Annotated in this window: 18 protein-coding genes and 1 pseudogene; 6 read left to right on the top strand and 13 right to left on the bottom strand. The window is 58.7% G+C overall.

The genetic code is table 11. The annotated features are described in order from the left end of the window. Window positions 1-743: pseudogene (locus BM174_RS05995) on the top strand (IS3 family transposase); the annotation flags it as partial. A 427-nt stretch (window positions 744-1,170) separates the two neighbouring features. Here the strand turns inward: BM174_RS05995 and BM174_RS05990 are convergent. From BM174_RS05990 to leuC, 11 genes are all read right to left on the bottom strand, one after another. Then, window positions 1,171-3,462, bottom strand: coding sequence for an arginine/lysine/ornithine decarboxylase (locus tag BM174_RS05990; RefSeq protein WP_093922926.1), 2,292 nt, complete (start codon window positions 3,460-3,462; stop codon window positions 1,171-1,173). A 10-nt stretch (window positions 3,463-3,472) separates the two neighbouring features. Continuing rightward, on the bottom strand, window positions 3,473-4,738 hold the full coding sequence (locus BM174_RS05985) for a DUF1513 domain-containing protein (RefSeq protein WP_093922925.1): 1,266 nt from the start codon (window positions 4,736-4,738) through the stop codon (window positions 3,473-3,475). Window positions 4,739-4,891: 153 nt separating this feature from the next. Next, on the bottom strand, window positions 4,892-5,731 hold the full coding sequence (locus BM174_RS05980; RefSeq protein ID WP_342742051.1) for an imelysin family protein: 840 nt from the start codon (window positions 5,729-5,731) through the stop codon (window positions 4,892-4,894). A gap of 1 nt (window position 5,732) precedes the next feature. Next, entirely contained in the window at window positions 5,733-7,280 is a 1,548-nt protein-coding gene (locus BM174_RS05975) for a di-heme oxidoreductase family protein (RefSeq protein WP_093922924.1), read from the bottom strand. 81 nt (window positions 7,281-7,361) lie between these two features. Continuing rightward, window positions 7,362-8,369: a hypothetical protein gene (locus tag BM174_RS05970; RefSeq protein WP_093922923.1), complete on the bottom strand. Its 1,008-nt coding sequence runs from the start codon at window positions 8,367-8,369 to the stop codon at window positions 7,362-7,364. Window positions 8,370-8,435: 66 nt separating this feature from the next. Further along, window positions 8,436-9,707 (bottom strand): imelysin family protein, encoded by a 1,272-nt coding sequence (locus BM174_RS05965; RefSeq protein WP_093922949.1) that lies wholly within the window; start codon window positions 9,705-9,707, stop codon window positions 8,436-8,438. A gap of 377 nt (window positions 9,708-10,084) precedes the next feature. Continuing rightward, the gene (gene leuB, locus BM174_RS05960; RefSeq protein ID WP_093922922.1) at window positions 10,085-11,191 is read right to left on the bottom strand and encodes a 3-isopropylmalate dehydrogenase; all 1,107 of its coding nucleotides are present in this window, start codon (window positions 11,189-11,191) and stop codon (window positions 10,085-10,087) included. 66 nt (window positions 11,192-11,257) lie between these two features. Then, window positions 11,258-12,187 (bottom strand): endonuclease/exonuclease/phosphatase family protein, encoded by a 930-nt coding sequence (locus tag BM174_RS05955; RefSeq protein ID WP_342742052.1) that lies wholly within the window; start codon window positions 12,185-12,187, stop codon window positions 11,258-11,260. A 59-nt stretch (window positions 12,188-12,246) separates the two neighbouring features. Further along, window positions 12,247-13,062, bottom strand: a complete 816-nt coding sequence (locus BM174_RS05950) for a hypothetical protein (RefSeq protein WP_245766274.1) — start codon at window positions 13,060-13,062, stop codon at window positions 12,247-12,249. 329 nt (window positions 13,063-13,391) lie between these two features. Then, complete coding sequence (leuD, locus tag BM174_RS05945; protein WP_093922920.1) at window positions 13,392-13,997, bottom strand: 3-isopropylmalate dehydratase small subunit; 606 nt, start codon at window positions 13,995-13,997, stop codon at window positions 13,392-13,394. Window positions 13,998-14,119: 122 nt separating this feature from the next. Then, window positions 14,120-15,526, bottom strand: coding sequence for a 3-isopropylmalate dehydratase large subunit (gene leuC, locus BM174_RS05940; protein WP_093922919.1), 1,407 nt, complete (start codon window positions 15,524-15,526; stop codon window positions 14,120-14,122). 273 nt (window positions 15,527-15,799) lie between these two features. Here leuC and BM174_RS05935 point away from each other — a divergent pair, with 273 nt between their 5' ends. The 3 genes from BM174_RS05935 (at window position 15,800) to rlmH (ending at window position 18,274) form a co-directional block, all read left to right on the top strand. Then, a complete protein-coding gene (locus BM174_RS05935) occupies window positions 15,800-17,218 on the top strand; it encodes a mechanosensitive ion channel family protein (RefSeq protein WP_093922947.1) in 1,419 nt (472 codons plus the stop codon). A 198-nt stretch (window positions 17,219-17,416) separates the two neighbouring features. Further along, window positions 17,417-17,785 (top strand): ribosome silencing factor, encoded by a 369-nt coding sequence (rsfS, locus tag BM174_RS05930; RefSeq protein WP_093922918.1) that lies wholly within the window; start codon window positions 17,417-17,419, stop codon window positions 17,783-17,785. Between the two features lie 18 nt (window positions 17,786-17,803). Further along, complete coding sequence (gene rlmH, locus BM174_RS05925; RefSeq protein WP_093922917.1) at window positions 17,804-18,274, top strand: 23S rRNA (pseudouridine(1915)-N(3))-methyltransferase RlmH; 471 nt, start codon at window positions 17,804-17,806, stop codon at window positions 18,272-18,274. 6 nt (window positions 18,275-18,280) lie between these two features. Here rlmH and BM174_RS05920 read toward each other — a convergent pair whose 3' ends face one another. Both BM174_RS05920 and BM174_RS05915 read right to left on the bottom strand, forming a co-directional pair. After that, a complete protein-coding gene (locus BM174_RS05920) occupies window positions 18,281-18,634 on the bottom strand; it encodes a hypothetical protein (RefSeq protein WP_093922916.1) in 354 nt (117 codons plus the stop codon). A gap of 39 nt (window positions 18,635-18,673) precedes the next feature. Beyond that, entirely contained in the window at window positions 18,674-19,372 is a 699-nt protein-coding gene (locus BM174_RS05915) for a DUF599 domain-containing protein (RefSeq protein ID WP_093922915.1), read from the bottom strand. Window positions 19,373-19,451: 79 nt separating this feature from the next. On the opposite strand from BM174_RS05915, the gene BM174_RS05910 reads away from it, so the two are divergent. Next, window positions 19,452-20,900: an FAD-linked oxidase C-terminal domain-containing protein gene (locus tag BM174_RS05910; protein ID WP_093922914.1), complete on the top strand. Its 1,449-nt coding sequence runs from the start codon at window positions 19,452-19,454 to the stop codon at window positions 20,898-20,900. A gap of 78 nt (window positions 20,901-20,978) precedes the next feature. Next, a complete protein-coding gene (locus BM174_RS05905; protein WP_093922946.1) occupies window positions 20,979-22,100 on the top strand; it encodes an FAD-binding protein in 1,122 nt (373 codons plus the stop codon). Window positions 22,101-22,155 lie beyond the last annotated feature (55 nt).

The raw sequence follows: 22,155 nt of genomic DNA, 5'->3' as shown, positions 1-22,155 counted from the left end.
AGCGATGAGAATGAGCTGATCGCTGACCTTCTGGTCGGCCTGACCGACGCCCGTAAGACATGGGGCTTTGGTCTGTGCTTCCTGCATCTGCGCAACGTGAAGGGGCATCCCTGGAACCACAAAAGGATCTATCGGATCTACTGTGCCCTGAAACTGAACCTGCGCCCCTCTCGGGACATTGCTGCGCAATACCCTGCCGGTTGACAATCAAACCACGCAAGCGATTGAAGCGTGACGTGCCGGATGCCTTGGCCGTGCCTGAGGCTCCGAATATCACCTGGTCAATGGACTTCATGGCAGATCGGCTTGAGGACGGTCGTGCCTTCCGGTTGCTGAATGTGCTGGACGACTTCAACCGGGAAGGCTTGGGCATCGAGGTGGACTTTTCTCTACCGGCAGAGCGGGTCATCCGGAGCCTCAACAACATCATCGAATGGCGGGGCAAGCCCAAAACCATACGTGTGGACAACTGCCCGGAATATGTCAGTCAGGCACTGCTGGATTGGGCTGAAGAGCACGGCATCGCCTTGGCACACATCCAGCCCGGTCAACCTCAGCAGAACGCATACATCGAGCGCTAAAACCGCACCGTCCGGCACGAATGGTTAGACCAATACATTATCAACAGCATCGAGGAGGCTCAGCACTTCGCCACCCAGTGGCTATGGACTTATAACAACGACCGCCCGAACATGGGCATCGGCGGCATCACGCCCGCAATGAAGCTGAAAATGGCTGCGTAAGTTCTACGGCGGCACCCCGTTAAATACGGGAGGATTACCATAGAACTTTCCGTGGCGGGCGGACGTGGACCGATACTCACTGCTGGGCATTCGGCGCGACGCACGAAATCATCGAGGCGAACCACGTCCATTCGATCCCAACCTACTGGAACATGCGCTATCTTAGGTCGCTCGGCTTGGCACGTGGTCGGAACGAAATGGAACGAAACATACCAAAAGTGCGCATTAAGGGACAAAATAGATTCAAATAACTATTTTCAAGTTACTGATACTAAGTGCTATTTACTTTACCACTCCTCGCTCCCAAGGGGCAGGTTACTGGTTCGAATCCAGTCGGGGTCACCAACATTCCAGTTAAATGCAGGTTTCCCTTGTTCCACAGTAGAAACCGCCAGCCTTCCTGAGCGGCTGGCAGTTTCCGGTCCTGCTATTGCGCGACGCAATCGGCGTAGTAGTGCACGGCCCCGTCGGGGTCGACCTCTTGCACCAACCCGTGAATATCAGTCTCGAACCCAGGGCAAAGCTGCGCAAACTCGCGGTTGAACTTGAGGTATTCCACGATCTTGCTGTTGAACTGCTCGCCGGGGATCAGCAGTGGAATGCCGGGTGGGTAGGGGGTCACAAGGCTGGTGGTGATCCGGCCAACAAGATCATCAATCGGCACCCGCTGGGTCGTCCGCTGCGCGATATGGGCGAAGGCGTCAGCAGGCTTCATCGCGGGCGTCAGATCACTCAGGTACATTTCGGTCGACAGGATCGCGACATCATATTTCGCATACAGCGAATGCACATGCTGGCACAGATCGCGCAGGCCCATTTTGTCATACCGCGGTTGCTTGGCAATGAACTCTGGCATTACCCGCCACATCGGCTGGTTTTTGTCATAGTCGTCTTTGAACTGCTGCAAGGCCGACAGCATCGTATTCCAGCGACCTTTGGTGATGCCGATAGTGAACATAATAAACAGGCTATAAAGGCCAGTTTTCTCAACCACCACACCATGTTCGGCAAGGTATTTGGTCAGGATCGAGGCGGGAATGCCAGTTTCCTCAAAACGACCGTCCATATTCAGCCCGGGCGTGACCAGCGTCGCCTTGATCGGGTCAAGCATGTTGAAGCCACGGGTCATATCGCCGAAGCCATGCCACGCTTCCGCGCCGTCCGAGGCTTGCACTGCGTCTTCATCGGTGCGCTTCAGGATCCAGTTCTTCGCCTCGCCGATACCATCTTCACCGATGTCGTCTGGCCCCCAGACCTCGAACCACCAGTCGTCATCGCCGTATTCCGCATCGACCTTGCGCATCGCGCGGCGGAAATCGAGCGCCTCGGTGATGCTTTCCTCAACCAGTGCCGTGCCGCCGGGAGGCTCCATCATCGCTGCCGCCACATCGCAACTTGCGATAATACTGTACTGGGGACTGGTGGAGGAATGCATCAGATAGGCTTCGTTAAACAAATGCCGGTCAAGCTTGGTGCTGGTGGAATCCTGGACCAACACATGGCTGGCTTGGCTGATGCCTGCCAGCAATTTGTGGATCGACTGGGTGGCATAGGTCACCGAATGGGCAGGACGCTCGCGCTTGCGGCCCATCGCGTGATAGCTGCCATAAAACGGGTGGAAGGCCGCGTGCGGCAGCCATGCTTCGTCGAAATGCAGATTCTCGACATAGCCATCGAGCATGTCTTTGATGGTTTCGGTGTTATAAAGCACGCCGTCGTAGGTTGACTGCGTGAGCGTCATTATCCGTGGTTTCACCGTGTCGGCGTCGACGTGCGAGAGCAGCGGGTTGGCGCGGATTTTCTCACGGATCGTTTCAATCTCGAACTCGCTCTGATGGATCGGGCCGATGATGCCATAGTGGTTGCGCGTCGGTTTCAGGAAGACCGGAATCGCCCCCGTCATGATGATGCTGTGCAGAATCGACTTGTGGCAGTTACGATCGACCACCACTACATCTCCGGGCGCGACAGTGTGGTGCCAAACCATTTTGTTGCTGGTCGAGGTGCCGTTGGTGACGAAAAAGCAGTGATCCGCGTTGAAAATCCGCGCGGCGTTCCGCTCGGACGCGCCGATGGCACCGTTGTGGTCGAGCAACTGGCCCAGTTCTTCGACCGAGTTGCAGACATCGGCGCGCAACATGTTTTCACCATAGAACTGGTGGTACATCTGGCCGACAGGGCTTTTTAAAAACGCGACACCACCAGAATGACCGGGGCAGTGCCATGAATAGGAGCCATCCTCGGCGTAATCCAGCAACGCCTTGAAGAACGGCGGCTTGATTCCGTCGAGATAGCTTTTCGCCTCACGGATAATGTGGCGCGCAACAAATTCCGGCGTGTCCTCGAACATGTGAATAAAGCCGTGCAGCTCACGCAGGATATCGTTGGGCAGGTGGCGGCTGGTTTTGGTCTCACCGTAGATGTAAATCGGCACATCAGCGTTCTTCCAGCGCACTTCCTCGATGAAATTCCGCAGGTTCACCACTGCCGGATCAAGATCGGGACCGGGGGTAAATTCCTCGTCGTCGATGGAGAGCACAAAGGCGCTGGCCCGCGATTGCTGCTGCGCAAATTGCGCCAGATCGCCATAGCCGGTGACGCCGAGCACCTCAAAGCCTTCCTTCTCGATCGCCTCGGCCATGGCGCGGATGCCAAGGCCCGAGGTATTTTCGGAACGGAAATCTTCGTCGATGATGATGATGGGAAAACGGAACTTCATCAAATCCTCCTCAGGGGGAATATACAGGTGGATCAGGCGAGGCCTGCAGCGCGTCACCGCTCAACATAGGGGAGCCCGCGCTATTTCCATCCCCCTTAGTTTCGCGTGTGTGCCTGCCCGTCAAGGCTTGGCGATGCTTGGCGGCTGGATCATGCGAAAAAGCGGCGAAAGATGGCAGTGGCGGGGGGCAGCCGCGGCGCGTTAGTGGCACCAGATGGTTGTCCCAGCGTACAGGATGCGGCGTGGCGAGCGATGCGGGGTCGGCACCCTCTGGCGCGACGGTGCCCATACCGTTGGTAAGCAGAAATCCCGTGCCCGAGGCCGCAACACCGCAGACATCCGGCATCTGGCGTTGGCGCAGCATCCGTTTCGTAGCAACGCTGAAAACCTGGCAAGCCCCGCCCTGCGGCGAGGTGATCGCGACTTCGCCCCCGACATCGGAAATCGCAATGCTTCCGGCGTAGCCATGCATCGCCTGCCGCTCTGCCGCGCTGGTCTGCAAAATCTCGATCTCACCTTTGGGGGGCATAAGGCCCAGAACAGCTGGGCGTTCGGTAATGTCACCCTGCCATTGCATTGCGACAGCAACGGTTCCATCCGCTGCCATCGCGAGGTGACGCAGCGAGTTCTTGTGCAGCTCGGGGGTGAGGGTAACGCTACGCACCAAGGAGCCTTCAATCCGCAATACGCTTATGTTGGGGCGCATCGTCGGGATGTTGAGTTTGGTGCGGCCCGAGTCCGGATGTGTCTCTATGCCGCCGTTCGCGACGATAAGACGCTGCCCGTCGGGTGTTAGCTTGAAGTCGTGCGGCCCAGTGCCGCCAGAGGGGAATTCGCCGATCCGCTGGTAACCCGATGGCACGTCCCAAACCCCGATCATCCCGCGCGCTGTCTCGAAATCGTTCTCGGTGGTGAAGAGGATGTCACCCTCGCGCGAGAACACACCATGACCATAGAAATGGCGGCCCTGAGGAGCATCAAGTTCAGCCAGTTTGTCACCTGTCACGCAGTCTACGACGATCGCAAAGGTCCCTGGGCGCCGGGCGAAGGTCACGGCAACGGGTTTGGTTGGATGGCCGGCAGCGGCATGGCCGCGTTCGGGCAGATCGATCTGGAAACTGATCCGCCCCTGCGTGTCCAAGCCGCAGAGAACGTATTTACCATCCTGCCGCAATCCTGCTGACAGAAACGCCGGATTGCCCGCATCTGCCCATGTTGGCTTGGGCCACAACCCAGCAGCCAACATCCCTGCCAAAAACGTCCGCCGGTCTGCCATCAGTCGCCATCCAGTGAATTGAAACCCGCTGCAACGCCAAGGCGCGGGCCAAGGTTCGAAGCCAGGATGCCGCGTATTGCATTTATTTTTTGCTGCAACGCTTCGACCCTAACACGGCCCTGTGGGGTTGAAACACCTGCAAAGGCGGGGTCGTCAGAGGGTCTCTGCTGTCGCCAGGGCAGCAGCATATGTCTCGTCGATGTCAGGATCGTGCTGCGACAACATTGCCGCCAACTCTCGAGTAGCCTCCAGCGACAGCACAACATGCCGCAAGGACCGTTCGGAGCGGTAGGCCTCAGCGCGGGTCGGGCGGGGCCGTTCGAAACTCCCCAGCGGGCGACCCAGGCGGGTATCGGCAGTAAATTCCATCCCTGTTGTGAGCGCTGTGAAAATCTGTTGAGCAGCTTCGGCACTGCTCCGGTAAGTGTCGTTGTTCGCCGATATCATCAGCTCCCCATACCCATCCTGCCACTCTGCGCGAATAGCCTGCGCATTGGCCGCGATGTCCTGTGCGACGGCCTGGACCAGCGCGCAGTGATAGTCAGGTGCGTCTGTTCCGCTGAATTGCGGGTCAAACAAGAGATATTCCATCGCATAGAACCCGCGCGCGGCAATCGAGACAGTTTCAAAGCTTTGAGGTGTCTCTACCACAGGGTCTTGGTTGCTCAGCAACGCGCCTAACGCTTTGGGCATGGCGCTGCGCGTGTCAGGCCAGTAGGCCAGCGCAAAGGCACGGTTGTTTTGTTCCGAAGGGCCGAACCGCAGATGGCTCACCCCGACCCATGCGTCAAATGCAGCATGATAGGCCTGTCGTAATGCGGGGCTGTCGGCGCTCCATTCAGTCTTCGCAGTCTCGGAAAGCTGCGCAGAAGTAGTCTCTAACGCGCGATAGCCATCGATAATATGGTTCTCGACAACTGCTGTCAGGTCGGGCGCTTGTGCGGCAAGCGGAAGGGGCAGGTTCAGGATAAGGGCAAGGATCAAGGGGCGCATATCAAAGACTTTCTAAAAAGCGGATCAGGGCCGTGCGATCTTCGGGAGGCATGTCAATCACGGCATCGCGCTGTGATCGTGCCTCGCCACCGTGCCACAAAACAGCCTCTAACAACGACCGCGCGCGGCCATCATGAAGAAAATAGGTATGACCTGATACCTGTTTCGTCAGCCCGATCCCCCAGAGTGGCGGGGTGCGCCATTCGTTGCCGGTGGCGCGGGCTTCGGGACGGTTGTCGGCCAGCACGGCGCCCATATCGTGCAGCAACATATCCGTATAGGGCCAGATCAGCTGAAAGCTTTGTTCGGGCTGATCGACAAGCCGATGGGTCACATACGAAGGCTGATGGCAAGCGGTGCAACCGGTGGCGTAGAACACTTTCTTGCCGCGCAGAATCTGCGGATCGCCAACATCGCGCCGGACGGGCACGCCAAGATTGCGGCTGTAGAAGGTAACAAGGTCCAGGCCTTCAGCATCAATCTCGAATGCACGCACGTCTTTATCGCCATGAGGCGCGGCCATGCAATCGGCTTGCAGATCGGTGCATTCGCCAGCTCCAGCAGGAAACAGCGGGTTCGAGATGCCAATATCCCCGACAAAGGCAGAGGCGGATTGCTCGCGGATGGTCGGGTTGCCCGCCTTATGGCCAAAGCGCCCGAGCATGGGTTGATCGTATTCCACCGACCAGACGATATTGGCACGCCCCGAAATACCATCGCTATCGGCATCATCAGGATCTGCCAAAGCCAGAATATCCTTTGCGGGGATCGCCTCAAGCAAGCCAAGACCGATCATCTGTGGGGCCACCCGTGGGCTGATCATCGCCTGCGGATGCAGGGGGCCGTAACCCAGTTCGGCAGCGGTATAGTCCGGGACCCGCAAGCTGGCAGTTTCGCCGCCTGAAAGAGTAATAGCAGTCTCTGTATAGTCAATTTGCAGCCGGTACTCGGCCTTGTGGCCTGCCACACTGAAATCCTGCAACTGCGAACCATATGCCGGCTCGGGCAGGCTCGCGAGATAGCCTTCGATCTGCGGGATCGCGTCCTCAGGTTTGCCCGGAATAGAGACGCGCAGGAACATCGAGATCGCATTGTCCTCGTGGTTTTCGGGCGGATGCCCACGCCCGTCTTTCAGGTGGCAACGCTGGCAGGACCGCGCGTTATACAGCGGACCCAGTCCATCGGAGGCAAGCGTCGATGAGGGCGATGAGACCCAAAGCTTGCGGAAAAGACCATTGCCAACCTTGAAGGTCAGCTCGTTTTCAAAGCTGATATTGCCCGAGGGTTGTGAAAAGGCATTAGCATCGGGGGCCGCCCGCACGGTCGCAGCACCGCCAGAATTTTCTTCAAACTTCTGGGCGGCATCGAAATCCGTTGTGGGGGCAGTTGCGGTGGCGATGCGGGCCGTTTCGGCTGCGGTGCGGGGAACCGTGTTCAGATGCAAGTCTTGCAACTCGGTTGTCTGAGCGACGACAGCGCTGCTTAGGCACAGAAAGGCCGCGGCAACTTTCCAAGAGATCGTCAGCTTATGGTGCTCTGCACGGATCATGGTGTGCCTTTTCCCGCTCGGGAGGTTCGGTTTCGATGTAAGCGATCCTCAGGCACAAGCAAATGCCCGAGGACTTTAGTTTCAGCCGAGCGGGATAACCGCTGCGATGCCCACGGCAGTCGACGCATCCCCGCCGACGTCAAAGCGCGCCAGACCGAGGTTCAGTTCGACATCATTCGCAAAGGTGTAATCCGCGCCCAAAGCGATCATCGTATCCGCGCCGCCATCCGATAGATCAATGGCTGTGGACGTGGCAGAGAAGGCCCAGCGGTCTACGGTGTTGGTGCCGCCGACAGTTACATAGGTCGCATTGGCAGAGGTGCCCGCCGCGCCGTTGAAATGCGCGAGTTCGACCAAGCCGTCAAAGCCGTTGCCAAAGTCCTGCGCCAGGCCCGCTACGACCCCGTTTTCATCAGAGACATCGCCGACACCGGCTGACAGATGCCGCACACCGGCCCAATACTCCGTCATGCCCGCAGTGCCTGCCCATTGCAGTGCGAAGTTGTCGTGTTTGCCCGTGTTCGCAATGCCCCCCGCCGCGACCGAGTTGCGGCCGCGTTTGTTGCCGACACTGTCGCTCAGGAAGGTGTCATCGGCGTAGAAACTGGCGAAGGACAAGACGCCGCCCGCCAGAGGCGTCTCAACCATGGCACCGATCATCTCGGACAGTTCATAGTCGCCAGCCAGGGACGAGCCGTAAAAGCCGGGCGCATCGTCCCATGCCACACCAAAGACAGGGCTGATTTTGCCGAAGGACACCGTGGTGTCACCGAAAGCCAGCCGCAGGCCGAGCTCGCTTGTGTAGAAGCCAAGGTCGTCGAAATGGCGGGTTTTCGCTGCATCAGAGACTGATTCAAGCGTGAGTGCCCCGAAGATTGTCGCCCGTGCGCCCAAGGCGACCTCAAATCCAAGGTCGAGCGCGCCGTAGGTGTCCGTCAGCTCGGTGGTGGGGTCATCCGCGTGCAAAGTGCTGTCGATACCAATCTCGAAACTGCCATCCCAAGTGAAGCCGGTCTGTTGCGCGGTGGCACCCGATGCGATCAAGCCGGACAAGCCAAGGCTGCCCGCCAGTAGTACTGTCGTATTCATTGTATTTCCAAGTATTAGAGAGGGAAGAGAGATAAGGCCGATCGCCGAGGCCGACCCTAGGGTGGGCTATTCAAACACAGCGCCGGGATTATCGAGGCTGTCGGATCCTTCAAAAGCGGCTGGGTTCGCTCCCAACGTGCTCACAATCCGCTCGATGGTCCGAGTCTGGTCAATCAAACCGTCGACGCCGCCCATTATCAACATCTCGCCACCTGCGTTGCCGCGCTCCAGCATCATATCATAGCTGAAACCCGCTTCGGCGGCGGATTTGATCCGGCCCAAAGCACGCATGGTGGTGCTGAGCTTGGTCTGCATTTCGACGTCCAGCGCTGCATCGGATGAGGCCACCAGATCCGACAGCGACGGACCGGAAACGAGACTGCCGTCCAGACGGACGTATTCGCCCAGATAGACGTTTTGCACGCCCAGACCATCGTAATAGTGACTGTTGTGAGTGTTGTCTGAAAAGCAGTCATGCTCCTCTTCAGGGTCGTTAAGCATCAGGCCGAGGCGCATTCGTTCGCCTGCCTGTTCGCCATAGGAAAGCGATCCCATGCCAGTGAGCATTGTGCTGATCGCGGCATCCTCATCTGCGGTCAGCGGGGCACGGGCGGCACCGCCCTCGACCCATTGGGCGGCCATCCAATCGAGGTCTGAGACCAACAGATCAACCGCAGCCTTAAGATAGTCGCCGCGGCGGTCGCAGTTGTCGTTGCTGCAGACGTCACCTTTGGCAAAGTCGGTCCATGCTCGATTGCCCGCGCCATAAGCGCTCCCGTTCAGGTCTTGCCCCCAGAGGAGAAATTCAATGGCGTGATATCCGGTCGCCACATTCGCCTCGACTCCATCGGCCTCGTGCAGAGATTCCTCCAGCAAAGCGGGCGTGATCTGGATAGCGTCGATTCTCGTACCTGACAGAGTGAAGCTCGGGTTGGCGATAACATTCAGCACGGCGGCTTCGTTTTCATCCGCCGGACCGCCATAGGCCGCATCGACGTAATCAATCAGACCCTCATCCAGCGGCCAAGAGTTCACCCGCCCCTCCCAATCATCGACGATTGCATTGCCGAACCGGAATACCTCGGTCTGCTGGTAGGGCACACGGGCGGCCAGCCATGCAGACTTTGCGGCCTGCAACGCTTCGGCGGAGGGGTTGTCGATCAATGTGCCCACAGCGGCCTGCAACCGTTGCGCAGCAATCAGGCTGTCACCGTAAGCGGCCTCGGCAATATTCGCGTAGTTGGCGACGAGGGCGGTCTTGGCGACGGGGGCATCAGCCAACGCCGTGGTGGTAAGGCTCAGCGCGAACAGGCTTGTGGCAAGGGTCGAATTGGTCATGGGATCGGTGTCCTTATAGCGGAGTTTAGTAAGTGTCGCGGCATGGCACGGCGGGTATTTGGTCAGGATCAATTTGCCAGCATAAGGGGACGCTGGCATGCAGTTAGTCCCTGTGCGGATATCTGAGTGAATTAATAAGGTATATCAATCCGAGAATTTTTTGGTCAGAATTAGATTCTGATTAATATTCTACATCCCGATGGCCCTATCTGCGCGCTAAGACGTCGAAATAAAGGAATTTGAGGGGATTTTAAGCCTCGGTTTCGTAAACCTCGCTCGGCGTATCCTTCAGATACGCTTCCTGCTGCGCCCAAATTCGTGGCGCAACAGGAGGTTGTTTCACGGATCAAACGCTTTGTCTGATCCGTGCTGCCGTATTACAGGCTGGCGTCAAGCGCTGCCAGAATCGCATCGCCCATTTCAGTTGTGCTGATCGGGGTGCCGTCTTCGGGGCCCATCAGATCAGCGGTGCGGGCACCATCGGCCAGAACCTTTTCAACAGCATTTTCCAGCCGGGTCGCTTCATCGCCCTGATCGAAGGAATAGCGCAGCGCCATGGCAAAGCTGAGGATACAGGCGATCGGGTTGGCCTTGCCCTGACCTGCGATATCGGGGGCAGAGCCGTGGACGGGCTCGTAAAGCGCCTTGGGGCGGCCGTCGGGGTTTGGCGCGCCAAGGCTGGCCGATGGCAACATGCCGAGCGAGCCGGTCAGCATCGCCGCACAGTCAGAGAGGATATCGCCGAAAAGGTTATCGGTGACGATCACGTCAAACTGCTTGGGCGCGCGGACCAACTGCATCGCACCGTTGTCGGCATACATGTGGGTGAGTTCGATGTCGGGGTAATCCGTATCGCGCACTTTCTGCACGACTTCGCGCCACAGGATACCGCTTTCCATTACGTTGGCTTTTTCCATCGAGCATACCTTGCCCGACCGACGCCGCGCCAGTTCAAACGCCGAACGTGCAACGCGGTCGATTTCAGACTCGGTATAGCGCTGGGTGTTGATGCCAACGCGCTCGTTGCCTTCCTCGAAGATGCCGCGCGGTTCGCCGAAATAGACGCCGCTGGTCAATTCGCGCACGATCATGATGTCAAGCCCTGCAACGATGTCCTTCTTAAGCGAGGAGAAATCTGCCAGTGCGTCAAAGCATTGCGCCGGACGCAGGTTCGAGAAAAGGTCCATCTCTTTACGCAGACGCAGCAACCCGCGCTCGGGTTTCACGCTGAAATCCAGATCGTCGTACTTTGGGCCACCGACCGCACCCAGTAGGACCGCATCAGCGGCCAGCGCTTTGGCCATCGTGTCGTCGTGCAAAGGTGTGCCGTGCTTGTCATAAGCCGCACCGCCGACCAGATCATGCTCGACGTCAAAGGCCAGATCGCGGTTCTTGCCGTACCAGTCGATGATGCGCGTGACCTGCCCCATGACTTCGGGCCCGATGCCGTCACCGGCGAGGATTAGCAGCGTAGGGTTGGTCATGGGTTGGCTCCTGAGATGAAATGTCCCAAGCGAGGTATCCTGCCCCTGCGGAAGGGTCAAGAATGGCTAGCGTGTGAGGTCGACCCAAACCAGTTGGTGGCGGCTGGCTATCGGGGTGGGCGGGTGCACGGCAGCCCCCGTGATTCGCCAATCCGCCGAGGGCAGTACATAGTCGACCCGCAGATTGCCGACCTGCGCCCAACTGACGGTAGGGATCTCTGGCAGGGGGTCTTGCAGGCGGGGATCGTCCAAAAGTGCGCGGATCGCTTCGCTGCGGCCATCGCCTTTTGCGGGATCAAGGTTGGCGTCCCCCAGCAGCACAAATCCTTTTGGCGGGGCGCGGTCGAACGCGCCATTCAGATAGTGCCGCCAGAACATCACCTCGTCATGGTTCCGCTTGCCGTTGCGATCTTCGGGACCGTCAAACACCGGCGGCGAGGCGTGGAAAGTCATCACTGTGATCTCCCCGAAAACCGGATGCTTGACCGGTAGCGCCCAATGCCCCTTGGAGGATAGGCGTTGCACATCCAGGGCGGCTTGACTGGGGAAGGGACCTGCGGCCGTTTCGGGCAAAAGCGCATCCCGCACATCCTGCCAGAGCAGGGTCGAATAATCGCGCACCCGCGCCTGATCTACGGGATACCGTGACAGAACCGCCATGCTGCCCTGCCCGTAAAATCGGCCATACCCCTGCGCATCGCCCGCGCCGCCAAGCCGCCCGTCACCGTCCAGATCAAGCGTGGTCATCAACCCCGCATTGGGGGTGCCCGTATAGAAGAACGGATAGACGATGCCCCGCTCATTTAGAGCGGCGACCAGCGCAGTCAGCGCCCGCAGGTTGAGGTCATAATCAATCCCCTGCAAGGCGAGGATATCGGCATTTACGTCAGTGAGAATATCAAGCACCGCCAGCACCTGCGGATCATCGCCCTTGAGGATATCGCGCAGCAGCAATCCTGGCCCGTCGCGGCCCAGTTCGGTGTTAAAAGTGGCGATACGCAGGGTGTCTGCCTGGGCCGGAACTGCGGCGCAAACCAGCGCCAGCAGGCAGGCAATCAGGCCGTTTGCAGCCCGTCTTCCGATTGAGCTTCGGCATAGGCGCGGCGCCGTTTGTCTTGAATCATATCGGCGACCTTGGCCATCGCGATGCCGCGCATAATCATGCTGGCAGGAAGAAAGGCCCATGCGCTTATTGTCCAAATCAGAGATTGCGGCGTGTTCAATATCACCGGGTCTATCAGATCGGAGGTTGCGTTGACTACGGCGGGGATGAGGAAAGGCAACAAGAATCCAATGACGATGTTGACCCGTGCATCACGCTGCAACCGTGGCAAGACATCGGGGCCCGCTGTCGGGTCAAACAACGGCAGGTTTACCCATACATTAAAGGCACCCTGACGAGTCGGCCAACCGAGAATTCGCACCAGCACCAGAAAGACGCCCATAGTGAAGACCGAGATGAAATAGGACAGCCCCGCTAGCGTGCGCACCGAGCGGACAGCATCATTATCCGCAGTCTCGGGCAGCATCAGCACCAGCAGGCGCACCGGAGAGTAGGGAAAGTCGATCGCATTGCCGATGATCGTACCCATCGAGGTCAGCCCGCCTGTCATCAGGGTCGGGTTGGACTGGCCCTTCACAATCGCGCTGAGCAAAAACACTGTCAGAAACAGCGAGACAAAGCGGATGCGGTTGAAAGGCGGAGCATCGCGGAATTCGACAATGCTGGGAAAATTGGAGTTGTATTCGATGAAGGTCAGGAAGGCCGCGAGCAACGCGATCAGCACGGTGATCTGTGTTGAATCGACCGCCAGTCCCGGCAGCATCAATGCGGGCGTTGCAATCAGCAACGCGACAAGGAGGGCGCGCATGATCGCGCCGGATATACGTCCTATCAAAACTCTGCCCTTCCAAACTGGCCAGAAGCGATGCGATGCCGCGTTCTTGTTCCAACTTGTGTTCCCCGACGTGTCGAGGTCTGCCTCAATCTTGCCCAAATTGTGCCTTCTTTCGTCCTGCCGCTCAAGGCTATTGGTTAACTAGGCTTAATTGTTGTGGCTTTTTGATGTTGCTGGTGGTGCGTTCTTGCATCAATTTCGCGGCGAAAAGGCGGATCGCCACCAGATTTAGTGGGCGCCAGCAAAACGCCCACTAAACTGTATTTCCGAACGAAAGTGCACGGAGTGGTTGTGTCAGGCGGTTAGACCCAAGGGCGGCTCTGCGCGGCGGTCGATTCGAAGGTATCAATCGCAGCGACCTTCTCCATTGTCAGGCCAATGTCATCCAGACCGTTCATCAGGCAATGCTTTTTGAAAGCATCGACTTCGAATGAGAAGACCTCGCCCTCGGAATTAGTGATTGTTTGCGCCTCAAGGTCGATGGAGATCCGCGCATTGGCGCCTTTCTCGGCATCTTTCATCAGCACGTCGACCTGCTCTTGCGGCAGCACGATGGGCAGAATGCCGTTCTTGAAGCAGTTGTTATAGAAGATGTCGGCGTAGGACGGCGCGATCACGCAGGATATGCCGAAGTCCTTGATCGCCCAAGGCGCATGTTCACGCGAGGACCCGCAGCCGAAGTTTTCGCCGGTGACAAGGATGTTGGCGTCACGGTACTGCGGCTTGTTCAGAACGAAGGTTGGAATTTCGTTGCGGTCGTCATCATAGCGCATTTCGTCAAACAGGTTCACCCCAAGGCCGGTGCGCTTGATGGTTTTCAGAAACTGTTTGGGGATGATCATATCTGTGTCGATATTGATCAGCGGCAACGGGGCGGCAATGCCGGTGAGGGTGTTGAAAGGGTCCATGTCGGTCGTCCTTGCTAAAAGCTTTACGGTTGGGTCCGGCCCATCCTATGGGGCCGGCGTCGCCCGCCCCGCAGCACCTTGCCCGGACGGGCGGCGCAGCTTGGGGACGGGCAGGCCGTGCATCACATCAGTTCGCGCACATCCGTCAGCCTGCCGGTAATCGCGGCGGCGGCGGCCATGGCGGGGCTCATCAAATGGGTGCGTCCACCGCGGCCCTGACGGCCTTCGAAGTTACGGTTGGAGGTCGCGGCACAGCGTTCACCGGGGCTAAGCTGATCGGGGTTCATCGCAAGGCACATCGAACAGCCCGCCAGACGCCATTCAAATCCGGCCTCTTTAAAGATGTCGGCAAGGCCTTCTTCTTCGGCCTGTGCTCGCACTAGGCCCGAGCCTGGTACGATCATCGCGCGCAGCCCGTCTTTGACCTTTTTGCCCTTCAGGATTGCCGCAGCAGCGCGCAGGTCTTCAATGCGGCCATTGGTGCAGGAGCCGATGAACACAGTGTCGATCTCGACTTCGCTCAGCGGTGTGCCCGGTGTCAGGCCCATATACTCAAGCGAGCGTTGCGCCGCATCGACCTTGCCACCCGTGAAATCGCTGGCGGCAGGAACATTGGCGGTGATCGGCAGCACGTCTTCGGGCGAGGTGCCCCAAGTCACGACCGGTGCGATGTCTTCGCCCTTGATGGTGATGACCTTGTCCCAATGGGCGTCATCGTCGGAATAGAGGGTCTTCCACCAGTTCAATGCCGCTTCCCACTGCGCGCCTTTCGGGGCGTGCGGGCGGCCTTTGACATAGTCGAATGTCTTTTCATCCGGTGCGATCAAGCCAGCGCGGGCGCCACCCTCGATCGCCATGTTGCAGACGGTCATCCGACCTTCCATCGACAGGTCGCGGATCGCTTCGCCGCAATATTCGATGACATAGCCGGTGCCACCAGCAGTGCCGGTTTTACCGATGACGGTCAGGGTGATGTCTTTGGCCGTGACTCCCGGTGCAAGCTTGCCGGTAATCTCGACCTTCATGTTTTTACCCTTGCGCTGGATCAGCGTCTGGGTTGCCAGAACATGCTCCACCTCAGAGGTGCCGATGCCATGGGCGAGCGAGCCGAAAGCGCCATGGGTCGCGGTGTGGCTGTCGCCGCAGACCACGGTCATGCCGGGCAGGGTCCAGCCCTGCTCGGGGCCAACGATATGCACGATGCCCTGACGGACATCCGAGACCGGATAGTAGTGGATACCGAAGTCCTTGGCGTTCTTGTCGAGCGCTTCAACCTGGATGCGGCTGTCTTCGGTCATGGTGGTGGCATCTGCACGGTCCAGCGTGGTCGGCACGTTGTGATCCGGCACGGCGATGGTCTTGTCCGGCGCGCGCACGGTGCGGCCCGTCATCCGCAGTCCTTCAAAAGCCTGCGGCGACGTCACCTCATGAACGAGATGGCGGTCGATGTAGAGCAGGCAAGTGCCGTCATCGGCCTCATGGGCCACATGGGCATCCCAGATTTTGTCATAAAGCGTTTTGGGGGACATAGGTCCTCTCCCGATATTTAGGTGAATGAAGTGTCGGTCAGGGTCGTGCATCGACAGCGCTTATAGAGAAGCGCGTACCGTATGGGTCGCCCCGAAGAAGCGTTCGCGCAGGCGCGCGCGGTCGGTCTGATCGAAAACCTGTGTCATAAGGCATGGGATAGCGCGAAGCGGCGCGGCTCGCAAGATGGCAGTGTTCAGCATCGCAGGTGTGCCGCACATTGCGGCAAGCGGGGTGATATGCAAACATCGCTTCATCAAATGGCGAGGACGTTGATGAACCCTGAAGAGCATCTGAGCGCGTTTCTGACCTCTTTTCAGGCGATGTTTTCCGGCGCGATCACATTTCTCCAAAGCATTCTCAGCCCGGGCTGGCGTCAGAATCAAATATTAATCTTGCTTGGTGTGACGGTGTTGGCGTGGCTTTTGCACCGTGTGTCTGGCACGTTGTTGGAACGCTGGGTGCGCTCGCGCGAAGGATGGAAGAAGTGGCAACTGCGCGGTGTGGTCCAGATCAAGCGCCGCTTGGGACTGATGTGGTTCGCCGTGATCGCGGGTGGCATTTATCTGGTGATGCAAAACATCACGTGGCCGTCGCGGTCTTATCTTATCGGGCTTTTTGCAACGCTAGCGGCGGTTTGGGTTGGCATCGCCTTTGCGGCGCGTCTGGTGCGCAATCGCCCACTGCGGCGCATGGTGACATGGGCGCTATGGATCTACGCCACTCTATATTTTCTGCGGGTTTCCGATGAAGTCGGCGTGTTTATGGATGGTCTGGCGCTCAGCATCGGAGACTTCCGGCTGTCGCTGCTCGACCTGATCATCGCCTGTGTGGTGATCGGCGTGTTGATCACGATGGCGCGGTTGATCAGTACCACCACCGCCGCCAGCATCCGCAAGAACGAAGATATCAGTCCGTCGATGCAGGTTCTGGCTGTTAAAGGCGTGCAAATCTTCCTCTACGGCTTTGCGTTCTTTATGGGAGTGAAGGCGGTCGGGATCGACCTCACTGGTCTGGCGGTCCTGTCCGGTGCGATTGGTGTGGGTCTTGGTTTCGGTCTGCAAAAGGTAGTCTCGAACCTTGTATCGGGCGTAATCATCCTGATTGATAAATCCATCAAACCCGGTGATGTTATCAGTCTTGGCGATACCTTTGGCTGGATTGCGACGCTTGGCGCGCGCTATGCCTCGGTGGTGACGCGGGACGGCAAGGAATACCTGATCCCGAACGAAGATCTGATCACCAATCAGGTGGTCAACTGGTCGCATTCCAACGATTTCGTGCGCTTGGATATCTATTTCGGCACGGCCTACGGCGATGATCCGCATGTGGTGCGCAAGCTTGCGATCGAGGCCGCGCAGGGCGTTGACCGCGTGCTGAGCTTTAAGGCGCCGGTTTGCCATATCGTCGGCTTCGGTGACAGTTCGGTTGATTATATCCTGCGGTTCTGGATCAAGGACCCGACCGGCGGTCTGACCAACATTCGCGGCAATGTGTTTCTGGCGCTTTGGGATACATTTAAAAAGCACGACATCTCGATCCCCTTCCCGCAGCGCGAGGTGTTAATGCTGGAGGACAGCAAGCTGTCGCTCGGCCGCCAAAAGGCAGCGAAATATGAGGCCGACATCGCGAAGGCAGATGGCGTATTTCCGACAGACAAGGGCGCACCCGCGGGCCCGCCCGCTCCGGAATAGCGCGCCTGCAAAAGACAATATCATCACAGATCGGCGCTGCTGGCTGATCCTTGCCGCCGTGTCATTGAAATTTCCTGCGCGGCTTGCTATTTTACCCTCATCCCCAGCGCCGGGGGTCTGTCGGCGCGCCTAAAGGAGGACAATGTCCTGTCAATCCAAGCTGACGCAGCCCAAGCTGCGGAGAACGGTGCAACGCTGATGGCTGTTGCTGATAATATGGCCAAAAGTGAACAGCTTTTGGCGACCATTCTGAAATCCCTTGCAGACGACAAAGCCGAAGACATCGTGCAAATTGATTTGCGCGGCAAAACGGCTATTGGCGATTACATGGTGATCTGTTCCGGGCGTTCCACCCGGCAGGTGACTTCGATCGCTGAAAAGCTGGCGCAGACCGTCAAAGACGAGTTCGGTCGCACAGCAAAGACCGAAGGCAAGGATGTCGGCGACTGGGTGCTGATCGACACGGGCGATGTTATCGTTCATGTGTTCCGTCCCGAGGTTCGTGATTTCTACCAACTGGAAAAAATGTGGTTGTCCGGCGAGCAAGCCGCTGCACCCACACACTAATTTTGCGCTAGTCGCAGAATGCGTGTTCATATCTGTGCGGTCGGGCGTTTGCGCGCCGGACCGGAAAAGACCCTGATCGACGACTACTTAACCCGCTTCGACCGGACCGGCCGCAACCTTGGTCTTGGTCCGGCGCGGGTGATCGAGGTCGATGATAGAAAAGGTGGCGGCATGGCGGGCGAAGCCGTTTTGCTGCGCCGCGCTATCCCCGAAAACGCTTTGATCTGTGTGCTTGATGAACGTGGCAAGGTTGAAACCTCGCCGCAGTTTGCCGCGCGTTTGGGCGGCTGGCGCGATGCCGGTCGCGGTGACTTGGCGCTGGTTATCGGCGGTGCCGACGGGATCGATCCCGAGCTGCGCGCGCAGGCCAGTCACGCGCTATCTTTTGGCAAAATGGTCTGGCCGCACATGATGGTGCGGGTCATGCTTGCAGAGCAACTGTACCGCGCTGCATCGATTCTCTCGGGCGGCCCGTATCACCGGACCTGAGCGATATCAGCGCAATTTTATCTTTTTACCGTCCGACGCCCATCCGTTAATCGTATCACGGGGCTGAATGGTCACTTCGGTCACGCTGGCGGGGATTACCACGCCGGACAGCGAGCGCGTGAATGGTTGCTCGTCCGTGTGGGGATGGGCAAGATCGCGCAGGCCAAGCTCTTTGCCGTCGCCATCAAGAATTCGCCAAGCATCGGCGTAATCATCCCAGCCCTTATCGGTATGGGAAATCGTGACATCAAAGCGCCAGAGGTCGCCGGACTTTGTGACGTTCACATTTTCCACGACAGGCGTGTCGGCGAAAGCGGGCGCGCCGAGAATCGCAAGTGCGAGAAGACTGGTTTTAAACATGAGATCACCCAAAGGACTAAGATAGCCTTTATATAGGTGTCACACGTCGTCCTCCAACAAAATTTCACGTGATGCGGAGGCGAATTCACGTCGCCAGATCACGATTAGTGTCAATATTGCACCAGCCACCAATGGTAGGGCCCCCGCCAGCCACGCGACACTGGCCAGCGCAAAGTAGATCGCCCGCAACCCGCGATTGAAACTGCGGGCGGCGGCGATGTTCAGTTCCGCCGCTTTTTGCGCCACCGAAGGGGCTTTGGGGTCGTTCGGGTCGTTGGGCACAGCCGCCATCACGACCGAGCTATAGCCGAACAGTCGGTTGGCCCAGACGAACTTGAGGAATGCATTGGCCAGAAAAAACGCGACCAGCAACAGTTTGATTTCCCAAACAATCTCGGGGGTTTGGTCGAGGGTCAGGTCTTCGGCAACGCCCGCCAGCCGTTCGGCATTGCCGATCAGCGCCAGTACCCCGCCGATGGCGATCATGCTGGTGGAGGCGAAAAACGAGGTGGCCTGCCGCAGCGTGCTGGCGATCTGCGCGTCAAATATCCGTGGCGCGCGGGTGATGAGCTGGCGCATCCACTCGCGACGATACTCGGCCATGATCCTTGACATGGAAGGCTTTGACTCAGAAGATTTTTCTATCCGCCAGCCAACAAACAACCACAGCGCAAAGACCAACCCGACAGCGGCGAGGTCATAGGGGGTAAAAAGGGTCAGGCGGTCGGTCCATGTCATCGCCTCTGTGATACGCAGGCTCGTTGGCGCTTGCCAATGGGGTTAATTGGTAATATTTTTTTACCAAACGGAGGCCGCCATGGAAATGCCGATCCCAGACGCCGGAATTATCGCCCGCAAGGCGCGCATCGTAGCGCGGCTGCTGTCGGTCCTGCCCGAAACCGCCGTGATCCATGACCCCGCCGAGACGCGGGCCTATGAATGTGACGCGCTGACCGCGTACCGCTGCCCGCCGATGATCGCCGTCTTGCCGCAGACCACCGCCGAGGTTTCGGATGTGCTGCGGATTTGCCATGAGGAAGGCGTACCGGTTGTGCCGCGTGGATCGGGCACCTCGCTGGCGGGGGGCGCGTTGCCGACTGCCGATAGCGTGATTTTGGGCGTGGCCCGCATGAATGCAGTGTTGGAAACGGATTATGACAACCGTTTGATTCGCGTCCAGACGGGGCGCACCAATCTGAGTGTCACCGGTGCCGTCGAAGAAGACGGATTTTTCTATGCGCCCGATCCTTCCAGCCAGTTGGCCTGTGCGATCGCGGGCAATATCGCGATGAATTCCGGCGGGGCCCATTGCCTGAAATACGGGGTGACCACCAATAACCTGATGGGTGTCACGATCGTGCTGATGGACGGCGAGATAATCACCATCGGCGGCGGCTATCTTGATGCCGGCACGCTGGACCTGCTGGGGGTGATCTGCGGCTCGGAAGGACAGTTGGGCGTGGTGACCGAGGCCACCTTGCGGATTTTGCCCAAGCCCGAGGGCGCGCGACCTGTGTTGATCGGGTTTGACGACAACGAGGTCGCCGGTGCCTGTGTCTCCGACATCATTCGCGCGGGCGTTTTGCCGGTTGCGATTGAGTTCATGGACCGTCCCTGCATTGAGGCGACCGAGGCCTTTGCCCATGCCGGATATCCGATGTGTGAAGCCTTGCTCATCATCGAGGTCGAAGGTTCGGACGCTGAGATTGATTACCAGCTGGGTCTGATCGTCGAGATCGCCCGCCGGCATAATCCGGTCGAAGTGCGCGAGAGCAAGAGCGCAGATGAAAGTGCGCGGATCTGGCTAGGGCGCAAGTCGGCCTTTGGCGCAATGGGCCAGATCAACGACTATATGTGCCTCGACGGCACCATTCCCGTGTCGTCATTGCCGCATGTGCTGCGCCGGATAGGCGAGATGAGTGCGGAATACGGCCTGAAGGTCGGCAACGTCTTTCATGCGGGCGACGGAAATATGCACCCGCTGATCCTGTTTGATGCCAACAAAGAGGGCGATCTGGAGCTCTGTGAAGCTTTCGGCGCCGACATCCTGCGGCTTTGTGTCGAAGTCGGGGGCTGCCTGACCGGTGAACACGGGGTGGGCATTGAGAAGCGGGATTTGATGGAGGTCCAGTATGGGCCGGATGATCTGGCGGCGCAGATGGCGATCAAGGATGTGTTTGACCCTGCGTGGCTGTTGAACGCCGCCAAGGTTTTCCCGTTGAGGGTGTCCGAGCAATGGCGCGGGGCGGCTGTCGCGGCGGAATGATTTCACCGCGCAGGGGCGCGGCGACCGATCGGGGGCTTTGCCCCCAAACCCCCAAGATATTTAGGGTCAAAAAGAATGATGATGGTGCGTGACGAAGCTGAGCTGGTGGACTGTGTACGGGGTGCGCAGGGCCGCTTGTCGCTCTGCGGGGGCGCGACGCGCGGGCTGGTCGAGGGTGCTGATGCGCTGAGCTTGGGCGGATTGTCAGGCATCACGCTTTATGAGCCGGGGTCTCTGACGATGGTTGCGGGGGCGGGGACGCCGGTTGCAGAGGTTGAAGCGGCCTTGGCAGAACAGAACCAGCGGCTTGCGTTCGAACCGATGGATCACCGAGGGCTGCTGAGGACCAACGGGGAGCCAACCATTGGCGGGGTATTTGCCGCAAATGTAAGCGGGCCGCGCCGCATGGTCGTGGGGGCGGCGCGGGATTTCCTGCTGGGGGTTCGTTTTGTGGACGGGCGCGGTAAGGTTGTCAGTAACGGTGGGCGGGTGATGAAGAACGTCACCGGTTATGATCTGGTGAAACTGATGGCGGGGTCATTCGGGGCGTTGGGCGCGTTGAGCGAGGTTTCGTTCAAGGTGCTGCCCAAGCCCGAGACCGAGGCGACGCTGGTGTTGCATGGGCTTTCAGACCGTGAGGCGATTGCCGCCTTGGCGCTGGCAATGCGTAGCCCTTTCGAGGTTTCGGGGGCCGCGCATGTGCCGCAGGAGGGCATCACGCTTTTGCGGCTTGAAGGTTTTGAAGCCTCGGTTGGTTACCGGTTGTCGAGGCTAAAGGAATTGTTGGCGGCTCAGGCTGGCGAGGTCGAGGTGTTGGGCGCTGCTGGGTCTGCTGCAAGGTGGCAGGCAGTCCGGGATGTAGACGCGTTTCATCGTGCCGGGGGTGATGTGTGGCGGATTGCATGCAAACCGTCGCAAGCGCCAGATCTGGCCGAGGCCGCCAAGGCAGACGCGCATTTGTTTGACTGGGCGGGCGGTTTGCTTTGGTGTCGCGTGGGTGCGGGTGTTGATCTGCGGGCGAGGTTGGGCACTTTTGATGGTCACGCCACAATAACCCGTGCGGCGGCGAAGACACTGAAGCAGCTTGGCAGGTTTCATCCACAGCAGACAGGCGTGGCGCGGCTGACTGCGGGATTGCGCGATCGGTTTGATCCGCGCGGTATATTCCATTCAGAGATCGGTGGCTTGCATGCGGGATAAGGGCGCGCAGCAAATCTTATTCGGACTTGCTTTTCAATCACGACGCGGCAAAGAG

Origin of the sequence: Sulfitobacter brevis, assembly GCF_900112755.1 — a bacterium.
Classification (GTDB): domain Bacteria; phylum Pseudomonadota; class Alphaproteobacteria; order Rhodobacterales; family Rhodobacteraceae; genus Sulfitobacter; species Sulfitobacter brevis.
Note: the sequence above shows the minus strand (reverse complement) of the source record. Positions and strands in the feature narration are given on the sequence as shown.